The following is a 15778-nucleotide window of genomic DNA, read 5'->3' on the forward strand; positions in this document are numbered from 1 at the left end:
GTTACCCCGCATCTGACAGGACGAACGGACGACAATGCCCCCTCTGCTGAGTATAGAGAATCTGAGTATCGGTTTCGGCCGGGGCGACAACGTGGTCGAAGGCGTGAGTTTCGACGTGCAGAAAGGGGAAACCCTTGCACTGGTTGGCGAATCCGGGTCCGGCAAGACGGTCACCTGCCGAGCCGTACTGCGCATTCTGCCCCGTATCGCCAAGATCCGGTCGGGCCGGATCACCTTTAACGGGCGCGAGGGACCCGTTGAGCTCAGTTCGATCCGGGAACGGCAGATGCGCGAAATCCGCGGCAACGAGATCGCGATGATCTTTCAGGAGCCGATGCGCTCGCTGTCGCCGCTGCATCGGATCGGAAATCAGGTCGGCGAGGTCCTGCGCCTGCACAGGGGCGCGGCACGTGGCGATGCCAAGACGCAGGTTCTGGAAACCTTTGAGCGCGTCGGATTCCCCGATCCCGAGCGGGCCTTTCGCGCCTACCCTTTCGAGATGTCAGGCGGGATGCGGCAACGAGCTATGATCGCGATGGCGATGGTGGCCAAGCCGGACCTGCTGATCGCGGACGAACCGACGACGGCGCTCGACGTGACGACGCAGGCGCAGGTGCTGGGCCTGATGAAAGACCTGCAGCGCGAAACCGGCATGGCTATGATACTGGTGACCCATGACCTTGGCGTCGTCGCCAACATGGCCGAGCAGGTCGTGGTGATGCACAAGGGCCGGGTGATGGAATCCGGGTCGGCCGCACCGCTGCTGAGCGACCCTGCGCATCCCTATACAAAGGCGCTCATTAACGCCGCGCCGTCGCTGCCGGAGGACTCCACCGAAAAAGAGCATGTGTCGCGGCAGGATTTCATCCTCGAGATGAAAGAAGTTTCCAAGACGTATCTGGTTCGCGGCCACACTGCCTGGCAAGAGCAGGCACTGGTTCACGCCTGCCGCGGGGTCGATCTGGCGCTGCCGCGCGGGCGGACGCTGGCCATCGTCGGCGAAAGCGGGTCGGGCAAGACCACGGCGGCACGGATTGCCCTGGGCGCGGATGCGCCCGATCCGGGCGGCGAGGTGCTCTTTTGGCCGGAACCACACGCCGAACCGATCACCGTGCATGACATGACCCGCGAAGAGCGTATCGCGTTTCAGAAACAGGCGCAGATGGTGTTTCAGGACCCGTATTCCTCGCTGTCGCCGAGAATGCGGATCTCGGACGCCCTGACCGAACCGCTGGACATTCACGGCATCGGGTCGAAATCGGAACGCCGCGACCGGGCGGAGGCCATGTTGAAGCAGGTCGGGCTGAACGGCGACATGCTGAAGCGTTATCCGCATGCCTTTTCCGGCGGTCAGCGCCAGCGGCTTTCCATTGCCCGCGCCCTGATGCTCGATCCGTCGCTGCTGGTCTGCGACGAACCGACCTCGGCGCTGGACGTGTCGGTGCAGGAACAGATCCTGACCCTTCTGGAAGACATCCGCGACAGCATGAACCTGAGCTACCTGTTCATTTCACATGACCTGGCCGTCGTGGCACGGATAGCCGATGACGTCGCCGTGATGCGACAGGGTCTTGTGGTCGAACAGGCCCCGCCAGATGTATTATTCCACAATCCGCGCCATCCCTATACAAAGGCGCTGATCGCGGCCCAGCCGACCCCGGATATCAACCACCCGATCGACCTCGATCTGGTCGCAAAGGGTGCCGGGTCTCCGGAAAGTTGGCCCGAAGCCTTTCGTTTCTCATCTGCCGTGATACCGTCGCTGACGCTGATGGAACCCGGCCATAAGGTACGCTGCAATGTTTAAGCCTCTGAAATCTCTGTTGCTGACGGGCGGGCTTTGCCTTGCCCTGCCTGTGCTGGCCGATCCGGTCTTGCAGGAAAGCCCGTTCCTGTCCGAGCAGGTCAGCGAGGGCAGCATGCCCGCCGTGGCCGAACGTGCGCCCGAGACGCCGCTCTTCGTCGATCTCGAAGCGCGCGGCCGCAGTTTCGGCACGCAGGGCGGCACCCTGTCCACCTTCGTCTCGCGCGACAAGGACATCCGCATGATGGTGGTCTACGGCTATGGCCGCCTTGTCGGCTTTGATGCCGATTACAAGCTGGTGCCCGACATCCTCGAGAGTTTCGAGAATGAGGGCGACAAGGTCTTTACCCTGCATCTGAGACCCGGTCACCGCTGGTCGGACGGCGCGCCCTTCACCTCGGAAGACTTCCGATACTGGTGGGAAGACGTTGCAAATAACGAAGCGCTCAGCCCGTCCGGGCCGCCGGATTTCCTGCTGGTCGAAGGCAACGCGCCCGAGGTGACATACCCCGACGAGACCACAGTGGTCTTTACCTGGGCCGAGTCGAACCCGAGCTTTCTGCAATCGCTGGCACAGGCACGCCCGCCGTTTATCTATCGGCCCGCACATGTGATGAAGAAATACCACATCGATTACGCCGATGCCGAGGAGCTGAACGCCGAGGTACAGGAGGCCCGCGTGAACAGCTGGGCGGCGCTGCATAACAAGCTCGACAACATGTATAATTTCGACAACCCGGACCTGCCCACGTTGCAGCCGTGGATCAATGCCAGCGATGGCAAGAAGATCCGCCACCAGTTCCTGCGCAACCCCTATTACCACCGTTTCGACAGCAAGGGCGTGCAGCTTCCCTATATCGACAGGGTAGAGATGGAAGTGGTGAGTGGCGGTCTGATCGCAGCGAAATCCAACGCGGGCGAGGCCGATCTTCAGGCACGCGGACTGGATTTTCGCGACATTCCGATCCTGCGCAAGGGCGAAGAGAGCGGCGATTACCGCACCTATCTCTGGGCGAATGGCACGGCAAGCCAGATCGCGATTTACCCGAACCTCAACTACAACGATGACGTCTGGCGCGAGGTGCTGCGCGATGTGCGGGTGCGCCGCGCTCTGTCGCTTGGCATCGACCGGGACACGATCAACCGGGCGCTCTACTTCAACCTTGCCAAGCCCGGCGCGATGACGGTGCTGCCCTCAAGCCCGTTCTACAAGGCCGAGAACCGCGAGGCATGGGCAAGCTTTGACACGGAGCAGGCCAATGCGCTGCTGGACGAGGCCGGGCTGATAGAACGCGGGCCGAACGGTATCCGCCTGCTGCCCGACGGGCGCGAGATGGAGCTGGTAGTGGAAACCGCCGGGGAACGTCAGGAAGTTGAAAACGCGATGCAGATCGTGACCGACACTTGGGCCGATATCGGCATCAAGCTGGTCCTGCGCCCGCTCGACCGGGACATCCTGCGCAACCGGATCTACGCGGGCACCACGATGGCGGCCGTCTGGTATGGCTGGGATAACGGCATTCCGCAGCCCTATACCTCGCCCGATTATCTTGCCCCGCGTTACCAGGAATTCTTCGCTTGGCCAAAGTGGGGTCAGTTCTACCAGACCGGGGGCGATGTGGGCGAAGCGCCCGACATGCCTGCCGCCGAAGAGCTGATGACCCTGTCGCGTGAGTGGGATCACGCAACCACCGACGAAGAGCGCAGCGCGGCTTGGGAAAAGATGCTGAAGATCCATGCCGACAATGTATTCGGCATCGGCATCCTTGCCGAGGCACCGCAGCCGGTGGTCGTGTCAAACCGTCTGAAGAACGTCCCGCAAAGCGCGATCTGGGCATGGGACCCGGGCGCACATTTCGGGATTCACCGGATGGACGAGTTCTATTTTGACGGCACCGGGACGAATTAATGCTGGTACTGCGCTATGCGCTCTACAGGTTCGGGACGATGCTGCTTACGCTGCTCGTCGTCTCGGCCCTGATCTTCCTGATCATCAACCTCCCTCCGGGGGATTACCTGTCGAACCAGATTGCCGAGCTGCGCTCGACCGGGCAGACCGCCGGGGTGCAGAAGGCAGAGTTCCTGCGCCGCGAATATGCGCTCGACCGGCCGCTGTGGCAGCAATACCTGATCTGGGTCGGATTCATCCCCGGCCCGCAGGGATTTTCGGGTCTGATCCAAGGCGATTTTGGCTGGTCATTTGAATTCGACCGCCCCGTTTCGGAAATCGTCGGCGATACCCTTTGGCTGACGGTTCTGGTGAACCTCGCCGCGGTTCTCTTTGTCTATATGGTGGCCTTACCGCTGGGTATTCTGGCGGCGGCGAAATCAAAGACCTGGGTCGATTATTCCTCGGCCTTTGTGGGCTACCTGGGCCTTGCGACCCCGAACTTTCTGCTCGCTCTGATCCTGTTCTATTACGGCAACCGCTGGTTCGACCTGCCCATCGGCGGTCTGATGGATCCGATCTATGAAGGCGAGCCGATGAGCTGGGACAAGGTGCGCTCAATCCTGCTGCACCTGATTGTGCCGACCTTTGTCATCGGCACGTCGGGGGCGGCGGCGATGATGCAGCGCCTGCGCGCCAACCTGCTGGACGAATTGGGCAAGCCCTATGTGGAAACCGCCATCGCCAAGGGAATGTCGCCACCGAGAATGCTGGTGAAATACCCGCTCCGAATGGCCTTTAACCCGTTTGTCGCCGATATCGGCAACCTGCTGCCCGCGATGGTTTCGGGATCGGTTCTGGTGTCGGTCGTCCTGGGCCTGCAGACCATCGGCCCCACCCTGCTGATCGCGCTGAAATCGCAGGACCAGTTCCTTGCCGGTTTCGTGCTGATGTTCGTGGCCCTGCTGACATTGCTGGGCACGATGATCTCGGACGTGCTTCTGGTGCTGCTTGACCCGCGTATCCGCTACGAGGGGAAAGCAGGATGACACAGCTTTCCGATGGCCGCTACGTCGACGACGCGCCTTATGATCCGCAACTGAGCATTCAGCAGCTTGAGCGGCGCGATCTCGATGCGCCGAACTGGGTGCTGATCTGGCGCAAGTTCAAGCGGCATCGGCTTGGGCTGGTGTCTGGCATCTTTCTGCTGTTCTGCTACCTGATGCTGCCCTTTGCCGGGTTCATCGCGCCCTACAGCGCGAATGAGCGCCACTCGGAACATATATATGCGCCGCCGCAGACGGTGAATTTCTGGCACGAAGGTCAATTCTTGGGGCCTTACGTCTACCCGATGACCTCAGAGGCCAATCTTGAAACCTTCAAATGGGAGTTCGTGCCGGATGAGACCCGCCCCCTGCCGCTGCGGTTCTTTTGCGAAGGCTCCGAATACAAGCTGGCCGGGCTAATTCCGTCGGACACGCATCTGTTCTGCGCGCCCGAAGGCGCGACTATTTTCCTCTGGGGCGCCGACCGGCTGGGCCGGGACGTGTTCAGCCGCATCCTTTACGGCGCGCAGCTTTCCCTAACCGTCGGGCTGATCGGCATCACCGTGTCCTTTGTGCTGGGCATCTTCTTTGGCTCCATCGCGGGGTATTTCGGCGGTGGGCTCGACTGGGTGATCAACCGCATGATCGAAATCCTGCGGTCCCTGCCGGAACTGCCGCTCTGGCTCGCACTCTCAGCGGCGGTGCCGTCGAACTGGGGGCCCGTGGCGGTGTTCTTCATCATCTCGGTGATCCTTGGCATTCTTGACTGGCCGGGGCTGGCACGATCCGTGCGGGCCAAGTTTCTGAGCTTGCGCGAAGAAGAATACGTGCGCGCGGCCGAAATGATGGGGGCGTCTTCGGGGCGGGTGATCCGCAAACACCTGCTGCCGAATTTCATGTCACACCTGATCGCCAGCGCCACCCTGTCGATACCGGCGATGATCCTTGGCGAGACCGCGCTGTCCTATCTGGGCCTTGGCCTGCGTGCGCCTGCGGTAAGCTGGGGCGTGATGCTGAACGACGCACAGAACCTCGTGAACGTCGAGATCTACTGGTGGACGGCGATCCCGATGATCCCGATCATCGTCGTGGTTCTGGCCTTCAATTTCCTTGGTGACGGGCTGCGCGACTCACTCGATCCATATCACGACTAGATTTTTGCCACGAAATGCGGCAAGGTTAACGGATAGTAAACAATCATTGACTCCAAAACGGATTGATACCCAAAACCATTGATATCCATGGTCTGCCAGCATGTATCGCTATGTAAGTAATCGGATCTTGAGGCATGTTTGGTAACTGAGATCACAGACGTGTTCCCAAAAGACGCCGCAGAATGAGCTTATGAATTCCCTGCGGAACCCACATAGTGATCTTAGGTTTTGTTCAGACCATTTTATAAGTGAGACATGTAATGCGTGCCCTTAAACCCCAAACGACCCTTCCCTTTGAAAACAGCCCGATGCCAACGATGTGGAGCGAACGCGTTCGCGGTGCCAAGGAAACCTCGCTTGACAGCGAAACCGCGATTTCCCTGGCCTGTCATCTGGGGCGCTGCTTTACCGATGCAGACAACTGGAACAACTTGATTAAGGAACTGGCCGACCGTCGCTTCAGCCTTTGTTTCGAAGATGGTCGCCTGGTACTGGTCAACGAAGACACCGGCGTGTCGCTTTGCACCTGCGCCTCGATGGGTCACAGCTTTGCCTCGCTCATGGCGCGGTTCGGAAAGCCGAATGTCGTCGCCGACACCGGTCGCCTTGTCCAGCGCGACTATGCAAGCTGATCGGTAAGACGATCCTAGCGATCGTCGCCGACTCCCTTCATGTCATCCATCTCTCCGTCGTCGACGGCGGCCCGCGCAGCACCTGCAATTGCTTCGCGCTGGGCATCGGTCAGGTCTTCGACGTGACCGTCGGCCAGACGGACGGTGACCTCGCGGTTCGCAAACTTGATGCCTTCACGCGCAAAAAGAATCCGGATTTCTTCGTAGACCCGTTTGCGGATCAGCCACTGGTCGCCCGGCTTGCTCATGAACTTGGTCCGGATGATCATCGCACTGTCCTGCATTTCGATGACGCCCTGTGATTTCAGCGGCTGCAGGAAGGTTGGACCGATAACCGGATCTTCGAGCAGGTCCTGCCCGAGTTTCTTGATCAGCTTGCGGACCTTTTCCACGTCGGTGTCGTAAGTCACGCGAAGCGGCAGTTTCATGATGACCCAGTCGCGCGAATAGTTGGTCAGCACCCGGATCTCACCGAATGGGATCGTGTGCAGCGCGCCCTTGTGGTGGCGCAGCTGGAAAGAGCGCACGGATATTTTTTCCACCGTCCCCTTCACCGATTCAATGTCGATATATTCGCCTTTGCGGAAGGCATCGTCGATCAGGAAGAAGGCCCCCGAGAAGATGTCGCGCACGAGGGTCTGCGCGCCGAAACCGACGGCCAGACCGACAACCCCGGCACCGGCAAAGAGCGGGCTAACATTGACCCCGATTTCAAGCAGGGCGATCAGAACGATGGTTACGACGATCACCGCAAGGATCGCACCGCGGAACAGCGGCAAAAGCGTGCCAAGCCGGGTCGTGGCGCTGTCGCCGCCTTCGTCACCGGCCTCCGCATCGTCCGGCGTGTCGTATGTTTCCTCGGCGATCTTGCTGTCGAGCCAGATGCGCAGGAAATTATAGACGATGTAGCCGATGAAAATGATGGTGATGACGTCGAGCAGGTTCTTGATGAAAGATTCCTGCAGCACTGCGTTGTCCGGGTCCCAGAGCCGCAGCAATGCGTAAAGCCCGGCCACGAAGGCAAGGATACCTGCCACCCTTCGGGCCAGCGCCTCGTAGGTGGTGATCGTCGGCCCGGTAAAGCTCATCGGGCCGGTGGCGTCTTCGCTTGCATCCGAGGCCGCGAGTTCGGTGTTCATGCGATCCACGGTGATGCGCCGGTCGAAATAGCGCTCGATCAGGTAGTTGATCGCGCCATAGACGATCATCATCGCGAGGAAGACGATATAGGCGCCGATCACCAGCGGCGTGGCCTCGGGACGGTTCATCACGAGGTCAAAGATCAACCGGCACCACCCGAAGATGAGGTAGAGGATCAGCACCGGCGCCCAGCCGTAGGCGATGACCTTTTTCAACCATGACACCTGCGACGTCGGTTTACCGACAAGGATCGCATTGGTGATCGCGCGCCGGTTCGCGAGGATCATGGCGAGGTTCAGGACAAAGGCGATGGACGCCAGCACGCCCGAAAGCGCGGCGTAGACGTTGTAATCGACGCCAAAGTCATGAATCCAGGTGCTGAGCAGGATGACAAAGACGTTCACCCCGGCAAGGGTGGACGCCCAGTAATAAAGCTTTTTCGCGTCACTGTCCGAGAAATGGGTCAGGCGGTACTGGCTGAGAAAGGGCGACAAAATCATCCGCCAGATATCTGAGAGCGTACGCCCGACGAACCACGCGATAAAAATCGCCGTAATGGTAAACTGGACGGTGATATTGTCGGTCATGCCGAATATCAGTGTGCCGAGCGCATAGGCGACCACCATGCTGAAAATCGTGCCACCTATGCCCATGACAAACCGGAAGGCGAGGAAAGGCATCTTTTCCAGATAGCCCTGCGGGTTCTCCTTTACCCGACCGGTGACGAATTTCCGCACCATGCGTTTGCCGTAGATTTCAGTCGCAGCGATGCGGCCGATGATCAGCATGGCACCACAGATCAGAAATATTCGGACAAATGCCCAGATCGTACCATCCGGACTTTTGGCACGGAGCATTTCTCCAACCCGGTCGAGCGAGTTCGGCAGCGCGTCTATTCGCTCAGAAAATGTGTTGCGAAACTGCTGGATATCCGCCTGCGCCTGCATCAGGCCCGAGGCGCCCGCCATGCCGGTTTCGCTTGGTTCTGCACTGGCATTATCGGTGCCGGTCTGCCGGTTCACGATATTACCGGCGGTGTCGATGACGATGACATCCACGCCGCTTTCGCCCGCCTGTCGTATCGCTTCGGCAAGTTCCGCGCTTGTCGCGGTTGCGGCAGGTTCGCTACTGGTTCCCGTCTGCTCGGCCTGGGCCGATAATTGGGCAATCCCAAAGGAAAGAAAGCAGAGCGAAAGAGCCAAAAGTCTGATAAAATGCATATTGAAATCCCACCGACATTCTTGAAATTCCTCAAGAAACCGTACATGAGCGATTTTTTTCACGCAATGAGGTTGAGTTGAAAATCGAAAAACACAACCATAAGTATTTATTTCTTACCTTTCACCGTTGGATTCGTGTTTTAAATGCCCCAGATTTGTTGATAGCAATTGTGAAACGTCGTCGTATCGACATAGAGACGGCATAGAAAGCAGGTGGCCGCGCCACCAAAACTGCAATCAGACTGCGGCCGCATTGGAAACCGCGTTGACCAATTCGGAACGAAGGACGAGGCATGGACTCGATCAAGCGACAGTTCCAATCCGCGCGGGCGTCTGACGCGATCACATCCCCAACCGGGTTTTCGGAGACTCGATGATGCGCGACGATATGCAAGGGGCGTCTCATGCGCCACGCATCATGCTTTACAGCCACGACACTTTCGGGCTGGGGCATCTCCGGCGTTCGCGCGCGCTGGCACAGGCGATCACCTCTGCCTATCCGATGTCCTCGGCATTGATCCTTACCGGGTCGCCTGTTGCCGGTCGCTTCGATTTCCCGGCGCGTGTCGATCACGTGCGTCTCCCCGGCGTCACCAAGCGTCAGGATGGCAGCTATGTCAGCCAGTCCATGAGCATGAACATCGAGGAAACCACCAGCCTTCGGGCCGGTCTGATCCGTTCGACGGCGGAAGAATTCCGGCCGGATGTGCTGATCGTCGACAAGGAGCCGACCGGGTTTCATGGAGAGCTCCTGCCAACGCTGGAGATGTTGCATCGCAATGGCAGTGCCAAGCTGGTGCTCGGACTGCGCGACGTGCTGGACGAACCCGAGGTACTGGCCGCCGAATGGGCGCGCAAGCAAGCCATCGAGGCCATCGAACTCTACTACGACGAAACATGGATCTACGGCACCAAGGCCGTCTACGACCCGCTCGCCGGGCTCGACCTGAGCGACGAGGCGCGGTCGCGGATGCATTGGACGGGATATCTGCGCCGCAGTGACACTTCCGACGAAACGCCACCCGAGCAGCCCTATATTCTGATCACACCCGGCGGAGGCGGCGATGGAGAGGTTCTGGTCGATCTCGTGCTGGCCGCTTATGAAAGTGAACCCGCCCTGTCGCCGCGTGCCGTGCTGGTTTACGGCCCGTTTCTCTCCGGCGAGACGCTGCAGGCGTTCGAGCGGCGCGTGGCCGCGCTGGACGGGCGCGTCACCTCGGTCACCTTCGATACTCATATCGAAACGCTTTTCGCCGGGGCGCAGGGCGTTGTCTGCATGGGCGGCTACAACACCTTTTGCGAAGTCCTGTCTTTCGACAAGCGCGCGGTGATTGTGCCGCGCACGGTGCCCCGGCTGGAACAGTGGCTGCGGGCAAGCCGGTCGGAAGAGCTTGGCCTGATCCGGATGCTCGACGAATACCGCGACGGGCTGACGGTTGCGTCGATGATCGGCGCGATTCGGGGGCTGCCGGGCCAGAAACTGCCAAGCGAGGTGATGCCAGTCGGGTTGATGGACGGTCTCGATTATGTCACCGACCGGATCGGGGCCCTGCTGCACCAGAGTTCGGACCAGGCCGCGGAATGACAATACCCCTTGCGGTCGTGGTCAAGGGCTGGCCACGCCTGTCCGAAACATTCATCGCTCAGGAACTGGTCGCGCTGGAAGAAGCGGGTCACAGGCTTGAACTGTGGTCACTGCGCCATCCCACCGACACCAAGACCCATCCTTTGCACGAACGGCTGAAGGCGCCGGTGCATTACCTGCCCGAATACCTCGGTGATGAAAAGGCGCGCGTCTTCAACGCATTTCAAGCCGCACGCCGCCTGCCGGGCTTTCAGCGTGCATGGCAGATCTGGCGCACCGATTTCGCCCGGGACCGCAGCAGCAACCGCGCCCGGCGTTTCGGGCAGGCCTGCGTTCTGGCGAGCGAAATGCCCGAAGGCACCCCGGCGCTCTATGCGCATTTCCTGCACACCCCGTCATCCGTCGCCCGCTATGCGGCGGTGATGCGCGGCCTGCCGTGGTCCTTTTCAGCCCATGCCAAGGACATCTGGACCTCGCCAGACTGGGAATTGCGCGAAAAACTCTCGGTCGACCGGGCCGGTGCGACCTTTGGTGCGACTTGCACAGACTTTGGCGCCGGTCACCTGCGCGATCTGGCCGCCGATCCCGACCGGATCGAATTGATCTACCACGGTCTTGACCTTGCACGCTTCCCCGAACCGCCCGCCCGGCCCCTCCGCCATGCGGATTCGCCGTTTCACATGCTATCCGTCGGGCGGCTGGTCGAGAAAAAAGGGTTCGACCGGCTAATCGACGCGCTTGCGCTCTTGCCCGAGGGGCTCGACTGGCACTGGACCCATATCGGCGGCGGTACGCTGAAAGACGCGATGTGGCAGCGCGCCGAGGCCGCCGGGCTGAACGCAAGGATCACGTGGCGCGGCGCCTGTGATCAGCCGGACGTGATCGAGGCGATGCGGCAGGCCGATCTTTTCGTGCTGCCCAGCCGAATTGCCGACGATGGCGACCGCGACGGGTTGCCAAACGTGCTGATGGAGGCGGCATCGCAAAAGCTGCCGATCCTCTCGACCTCGGTCTCGGCAATCCCCGAATTCATCACCTCGGGCACCCATGGTCTGCTGGTCCGCGACAAGCCCGAAGACCTCGCCGACGCGATGGTGCAGGTCGCGACCGAACCCCGCGCCGCCAAGGCGATGGCCGAGGCCGCCTTTGACCGACTGCACAATGCTTTCACGATGCAACCGGGCATCGCAAAGCTCTCGGCACGCCTCACTGAACTTTGCGGCGGACCGACATGAAAGACGCAAGGATCGCCTTTTTCGCACCGATGAAAGCGCCCGACCATGAGACACCTTCGGGCGACCGGGAAATGGCGCGCAACCTCATGACGGCGTTGCGGGCAACCGGAGCGAAGGTCCATCTGGCCTCGGATATGCGCATCTATGATGGCGCGGGCGATCCGTGGCAGCAATCGACGCTGATGGAAGCGGCCAAGCCTGAAATTGCGCGGCTTACCGAGGAATTCGCGCAAGACCCGCCGTCGATCTGGGTGAGCTATCACAACTATTACAAATCTCCGGATCTGATCGGTCCGCCCGTATGCGCGGCGTTGAACATTCCCTATGTGCAGATAGAGACCAGCCGGGCACGCAAACGCCTCTCCGGCCCTTGGGCCGGTTTTGCCCGCGTCGCCGAAGAGGCCTGCGACGCAGCCGATCTCGTGTTCTACATGACCGTCCATGATCATGAGACGCTGGAACGCGACAGGCCGGACTCACAAAGGCTTGTTCACCTGCCGCCTTTCCTGCCGCTTGAAAACCTGCCCGCCCCCTCTCCGCTCGACAGTCCGGACATATTTGCCGCCGGCATGATGCGAGCAGGTGACAAGCTGGCTTCCTATGAACTTGTCGCGGAAACGCTGGCCCTGCTGGACGACCAGCCGATGCGGCTGCGGATCGCCGGGGACGGGCCGGTGCGCCGCGAGGTGGAAAAGCTCATGGCGCCGTTCGGGGACAAGGTGCGTTTTCTCGGACGGCTGGATGCGGGACAGATGGCGCGGGCCTATCGCAATGCATCGCTGTTTTTCTGGCCGGGCGTAAACGAAGCCTACGGGATGGTTTACCTCGAGGCGCAGGCGATGGGCCTGCCCGTGGTGGCGCAGGACAGGCCCGGTGTGCGAGACGTGCTGGCACCGGGCGCTCACCCGGCGCCGGAGGATGGGCCGCAAGCCATGGCCGAGACAATCCGCAGCCAGCTGAACGATGCCGCGTTGCGCAGGGAACGGGGCAGGCAATCGCGCGCCTTTGTTGCGGAAAACCATCTGCTGACGACGGCGCGGGACATTCTGACCGGGGCTCTGTCTCCCCTGATCGCGGGGGCCTCATGATCCGGCTTGCCTTGCTTCGCCATGGTCCCACGGAATGGAACCGCATGGGGCGTATTCAGGGGCGCAGCGACATCGCGCTCGACGATCAGGCGCGGCTGGATCTGGGCGCGCGACGCCTGCCCGGCGCATGGGAGAAGGCGGAGCTCTGGTCCAGCCCGCTGGCGCGCGCCCGCGACACGGCGACCTGCCTGACCGGACGCATGCCGCAGATCAGTGACGCGTTGAGCGAGATGAACTGGGGCCGCTTTGAAGGGCAAAAGGGAGCCGAGCTGATCGAAGATCCCGACACCGGCTACCGGCATATCGAGGACTGGGGCTGGGATTACTGCCCGCCCGACGGAGAGAGCCCGAAGATGGTCAGCGAAAGGCTGGATCCCTGGCTTGACGGGCTGACCCGCGACGCGGTTGCGGTCTGCCACATCGGGGTGATGCGGGTCCTGCTGGCGCGCGCGCATGGGTGGGATTTTACAGGCCCCGCGCCGTTCCGGATCAAGCGCAACCGGCTCTATATCCTGACGCTGGACGAAAGTCTGAGTGCCGATCCCGAACCGCTTCGCCTGATTGCGCGCGAGGCGGGCGCATGAGGGTGATGATCGTGGTCACCCACCTGCTCGGGTCGGGTCATCTGGCACGGGCGATGGTGCTGGGCGAGGCCTTTCACGCAGCCGGTCACGAGGTGACGGTTGTCTCGGGCGGCGGCGCGATCGAAAGGCTGAAAAGGCCCGGCGTCACATTGCTGCAACTGTCGCCGCTTCGGTCGGACGGGACGAATTTCACCCGTTTGCTGGACGATACGGGCAGCGAGGCGGGTGAGGCCTATCTTGCCGCACGCCGGACATCACTGGTTAACGCCTTGGCTGATATCTTACCGGATATCTTGATTACCGAGCTTTTCCCCTTTGGCCGCAGGGTGCTTAGGGCCGAGTTTCTCGACCTGCTGGGCGCTGCGCGTGACATGGCACCCCCGCCGGTAATTCTGAGTTCGATCCGCGACATTCTTGCACCGCCGTCGAAACCTGATCGCGCAGCCAAAACGGATGAGATCGTCGACCGGTTCTACGATGGCGTGCTGGTGCATTCCGATCCAAAAACGACTCCGCTCGACGCAAGCTGGCCGGTGAGCGACAGCCTGCGGACGCGTCTGCATTACACGGGTTACGTGGCCCCCGCGCCAGCAGACGATCACCCCGAGCAGGCTGGCAACGGCGAAGTTCTGGTGAGCGCCGGGGGTGGCGGTGTTGGCGGTAACCTGTTCGATGCGGCGCTTGGGGCTGCGCGGCTGTTGCCGTCATACCGCTGGCGGCTGCTGGTTGGCGGGGAAGACGCAACGGCGACGATCGCGCGCTTGCAGGGTAATGCCCCCGACAACGCTTTCGTCGAGCCCGCGCGACCGGATTTCCGCCAGATGCTGCGCCATGCGGCGGGTTCGGTCAGCATGTGCGGCTACAACACGGCGCTTGACCTGATGCAGGCGGCGGCACCTTCGGTACTTGTGCCATTTGATGCGGGGAAGGAAACCGAGCAGAGCCTTCGGGCCGAGGCGCTGGCGCGATTGCCCGGATTTGAAGTGCTGAAATCGGCGGATCTGACACCGGAGCGCCTTGCCAAGGTCGTAACCGATGTCATGGCCGCACCGAAACGCTCCGGTTCCCACGCGCGTTTTGACGGGGCGACCCGGTCGGTCGATATTGCCTGTGCCATGGCGGAGGCGCGCAAATGAACTGGAACGCGCTGGAAGCTGAGCTGGGGACATGGCAGGCGGAGGGTCTGACCCTGCCGTTCTGGTGGCGGGATGATGACGCGACCGAACCGACAGCGGCGCTGGACCGGCTTTACAGAATTGCCACGTCTCTGGACCTGCCACTGCACCTTGCGGTTATCCCGGAACCGGCGACCGAAGAGCTGGGTCAGTGGCTGAACGCGCGCGGTCTGGCCGTGCCGCTGGTTCATGGCTGGGCCCATCGCAACCACGAACCTCCGGAACGGAAGAAAGCGGAATTCGGCATTGCCCGGCCCGTCGAAACCGCGCTGGAGGATGCACGCGAGGGCTGGTCGCGGCTTGGCGGTTTGCTCGGCCACGCGCCTGCCCCGCTTTTCGTGCCGCCGTGGAACCGGATTTCGCCCCAGGTCGCCAAAGGTTTACACGATATCGGATACCGGGCGCTGTCGACATTCGGACCGCGCAAGTACGCGAATGAAATCAACACCCATCTCGACCCGATCGACTGGCGCGGGACGCGCTCGGTCGTGGCGCCGGATAAGCTGCTGGATCAGGCCGTTGCCATGCTGGCAGACCGGCGGGAGGGCCGCGCGGACAATAGCGAGCCCTTTGGCCTGCTGACCCATCACCTTGTACATGACCCGGCGATCTGGGATTTTACCGAAACCTTTCTGCGCCTGATGGCAGATGGACCTGTCCGACCGTGGCGCGCAACCGAACTGGAAAGTAACTGATGAGCCGACTGGATTCGATGCTGCGCCGTCTGGCGGCACAACGCGATGGGCTGAACTGGGCGGCAGAGTTGATCTCTGACCTGTCGGGCGACGTCGCCGACCTTGGGCTGGGGAATGGCCGCACCTATGACCACCTGCGCGAGATTCTGCCTGACCGGCGGATCTGGGTGATCGACCGGTCACTGAACTGCCACCCGTCCTGCGTACCGCCCAAGGCGGATTTTCTTGAGGGCGAGGCCGGGCCAATGCTGGACCAGCTCGCGGAAAAGGGCGTCAGGCTGGCGCTGGCGCATTACGATTTCGGCTTTGGGGTCAAGGATAAGGATGTGGCCGAGGCCGCGCGGCTGAGCCCGGCAATCGCCAAGGTGATGGCGCCCGGTGGCATCCTTGTTTCAGGACAGCCTCTGGTCGGTTTCACCGCCCTGAAAGGGCCAGACACGATCGCCCCGGACCGCTATCTTTTCTACCGCCACGATGGGGAAAACTGAATGCGCATCGACAGCAAACAGGCGCACCTGAATTCCGCCAATCG

At 61.3% G+C, this 15778-nt stretch carries 13 protein-coding genes; 12 read left to right on the forward strand and 1 reads right to left on the reverse strand.

Annotated features, from left to right (window positions below; translation table 11 throughout):
- Positions 1–34: 34 nt before the first annotated feature.
- From MF268_RS14850 to MF268_RS14870, 5 genes are all read left to right on the forward strand, one after another.
- Positions 35–1807, forward strand: coding sequence for an ABC transporter ATP-binding protein (locus tag MF268_RS14850; protein WP_238371650.1), 1773 nt, complete (start codon positions 35–37; stop codon positions 1805–1807).
- Positions 1800–3713 (forward strand): ABC transporter substrate-binding protein, encoded by a 1914-nt coding sequence (locus MF268_RS14855; protein WP_238371651.1) that lies wholly within the window; start codon positions 1800–1802, stop codon positions 3711–3713. The genes MF268_RS14850 and MF268_RS14855 overlap by 8 nt, the downstream gene beginning before the upstream one ends.
- The gene (locus MF268_RS14860; protein WP_238371652.1) at positions 3713–4741 is read left to right on the forward strand and encodes an ABC transporter permease; all 1029 of its coding nucleotides are present in this window, start codon (positions 3713–3715) and stop codon (positions 4739–4741) included. Before MF268_RS14855 ends, MF268_RS14860 begins: the two co-directional genes overlap by 1 nt.
- Positions 4738–5892, forward strand: a complete 1155-nt coding sequence (locus MF268_RS14865) for an ABC transporter permease (protein ID WP_238371653.1) — start codon at positions 4738–4740, stop codon at positions 5890–5892. The genes MF268_RS14860 and MF268_RS14865 overlap by 4 nt, the downstream gene beginning before the upstream one ends.
- Before the next feature lie 260 nt (positions 5893–6152).
- The gene (locus MF268_RS14870) at positions 6153–6524 is read left to right on the forward strand and encodes a hypothetical protein (protein WP_238371654.1); all 372 of its coding nucleotides are present in this window, start codon (positions 6153–6155) and stop codon (positions 6522–6524) included.
- A 14-nt stretch (positions 6525–6538) separates the two neighbouring features.
- On the opposite strand, the gene MF268_RS14875 is transcribed toward MF268_RS14870, so the two are convergent.
- A complete protein-coding gene (locus tag MF268_RS14875) occupies positions 6539–8884 on the reverse strand; it encodes a mechanosensitive ion channel domain-containing protein (RefSeq protein WP_238371655.1) in 2346 nt (781 codons plus the stop codon).
- A 373-nt stretch (positions 8885–9257) separates the two neighbouring features.
- Between MF268_RS14875 and MF268_RS14880 the strand changes: the two genes are divergently transcribed.
- Genes MF268_RS14880 through MF268_RS14910 form a run of 7 tightly spaced genes read left to right on the forward strand, consistent with a single transcriptional unit; the run spans position 9258 to position 15734 of the window.
- Positions 9258–10469, forward strand: coding sequence for a glycosyltransferase family protein (locus MF268_RS14880; protein ID WP_238371656.1), 1212 nt, complete (start codon positions 9258–9260; stop codon positions 10467–10469).
- A complete protein-coding gene (locus MF268_RS14885; RefSeq protein WP_238371657.1) occupies positions 10466–11704 on the forward strand; it encodes a glycosyltransferase family 4 protein in 1239 nt (412 codons plus the stop codon). Before MF268_RS14880 ends, MF268_RS14885 begins: the two co-directional genes overlap by 4 nt.
- On the forward strand, positions 11701–12792 hold the full coding sequence (locus tag MF268_RS14890; protein WP_238371658.1) for a glycosyltransferase family 4 protein: 1092 nt from the start codon (positions 11701–11703) through the stop codon (positions 12790–12792). Before MF268_RS14885 ends, MF268_RS14890 begins: the two co-directional genes overlap by 4 nt.
- Positions 12789–13376, forward strand: a complete 588-nt coding sequence (locus MF268_RS14895; protein WP_238371659.1) for a histidine phosphatase family protein — start codon at positions 12789–12791, stop codon at positions 13374–13376. Before MF268_RS14890 ends, MF268_RS14895 begins: the two co-directional genes overlap by 4 nt.
- Entirely contained in the window at positions 13373–14512 is a 1140-nt protein-coding gene (locus tag MF268_RS14900) for a glycosyltransferase family protein (RefSeq protein WP_238371660.1), read from the forward strand. Before MF268_RS14895 ends, MF268_RS14900 begins: the two co-directional genes overlap by 4 nt.
- Positions 14509–15246 (forward strand): polysaccharide deacetylase family protein, encoded by a 738-nt coding sequence (locus tag MF268_RS14905; RefSeq protein WP_238371661.1) that lies wholly within the window; start codon positions 14509–14511, stop codon positions 15244–15246. The genes MF268_RS14900 and MF268_RS14905 overlap by 4 nt, the downstream gene beginning before the upstream one ends.
- Positions 15246–15734: a class I SAM-dependent methyltransferase gene (locus MF268_RS14910; protein ID WP_238371662.1), complete on the forward strand. Its 489-nt coding sequence runs from the start codon at positions 15246–15248 to the stop codon at positions 15732–15734. The genes MF268_RS14905 and MF268_RS14910 overlap by 1 nt, the downstream gene beginning before the upstream one ends.
- The last annotated feature ends 44 nt before the right edge of the window (positions 15735–15778 follow it).

The sequence above is a fragment of the Heliomarina baculiformis genome, assembly GCF_019966545.1.
In the GTDB taxonomy this organism is placed as follows: Bacteria; Pseudomonadota; Alphaproteobacteria; order Rhodobacterales; family Rhodobacteraceae; genus Heliomarina; species Heliomarina baculiformis.

Bases quoted from the DNA above. Each gene is read 5' to 3' on its own strand.
- MF268_RS14850 (WP_238371650.1), top strand. From the start codon at position 35: ATGCCCCCTCTGCTGAGTATAGAGAATCTGAGTATCGGTTTCGGCCGG.
- MF268_RS14855 (WP_238371651.1), top strand. From the start codon at position 1,800: ATGTTTAAGCCTCTGAAATCTCTGTTGCTGACGGGCGGGCTTTGCCTT.
- MF268_RS14860 (WP_238371652.1), top strand. From the start codon at position 3,713: ATGCTGGTACTGCGCTATGCGCTCTACAGGTTCGGGACGATGCTGCTT.
- MF268_RS14865 (WP_238371653.1), top strand. From the start codon at position 4,738: ATGACACAGCTTTCCGATGGCCGCTACGTCGACGACGCGCCTTATGAT.
- MF268_RS14870 (WP_238371654.1), top strand. From the start codon at position 6,153: ATGCGTGCCCTTAAACCCCAAACGACCCTTCCCTTTGAAAACAGCCCG.
- MF268_RS14875 (WP_238371655.1), bottom strand. From the start codon at position 8,884: ATGCATTTTATCAGACTTTTGGCTCTTTCGCTCTGCTTTCTTTCCTTT.
- MF268_RS14880 (WP_238371656.1), top strand. From the start codon at position 9,258: ATGATGCGCGACGATATGCAAGGGGCGTCTCATGCGCCACGCATCATG.
- MF268_RS14885 (WP_238371657.1), top strand. From the start codon at position 10,466: ATGACAATACCCCTTGCGGTCGTGGTCAAGGGCTGGCCACGCCTGTCC.
- MF268_RS14890 (WP_238371658.1), top strand. From the start codon at position 11,701: ATGAAAGACGCAAGGATCGCCTTTTTCGCACCGATGAAAGCGCCCGAC.
- MF268_RS14895 (WP_238371659.1), top strand. From the start codon at position 12,789: ATGATCCGGCTTGCCTTGCTTCGCCATGGTCCCACGGAATGGAACCGC.
- MF268_RS14900 (WP_238371660.1), top strand. From the start codon at position 13,373: ATGAGGGTGATGATCGTGGTCACCCACCTGCTCGGGTCGGGTCATCTG.
- MF268_RS14905 (WP_238371661.1), top strand. From the start codon at position 14,509: ATGAACTGGAACGCGCTGGAAGCTGAGCTGGGGACATGGCAGGCGGAG.
- MF268_RS14910 (WP_238371662.1), top strand. From the start codon at position 15,246: ATGAGCCGACTGGATTCGATGCTGCGCCGTCTGGCGGCACAACGCGAT.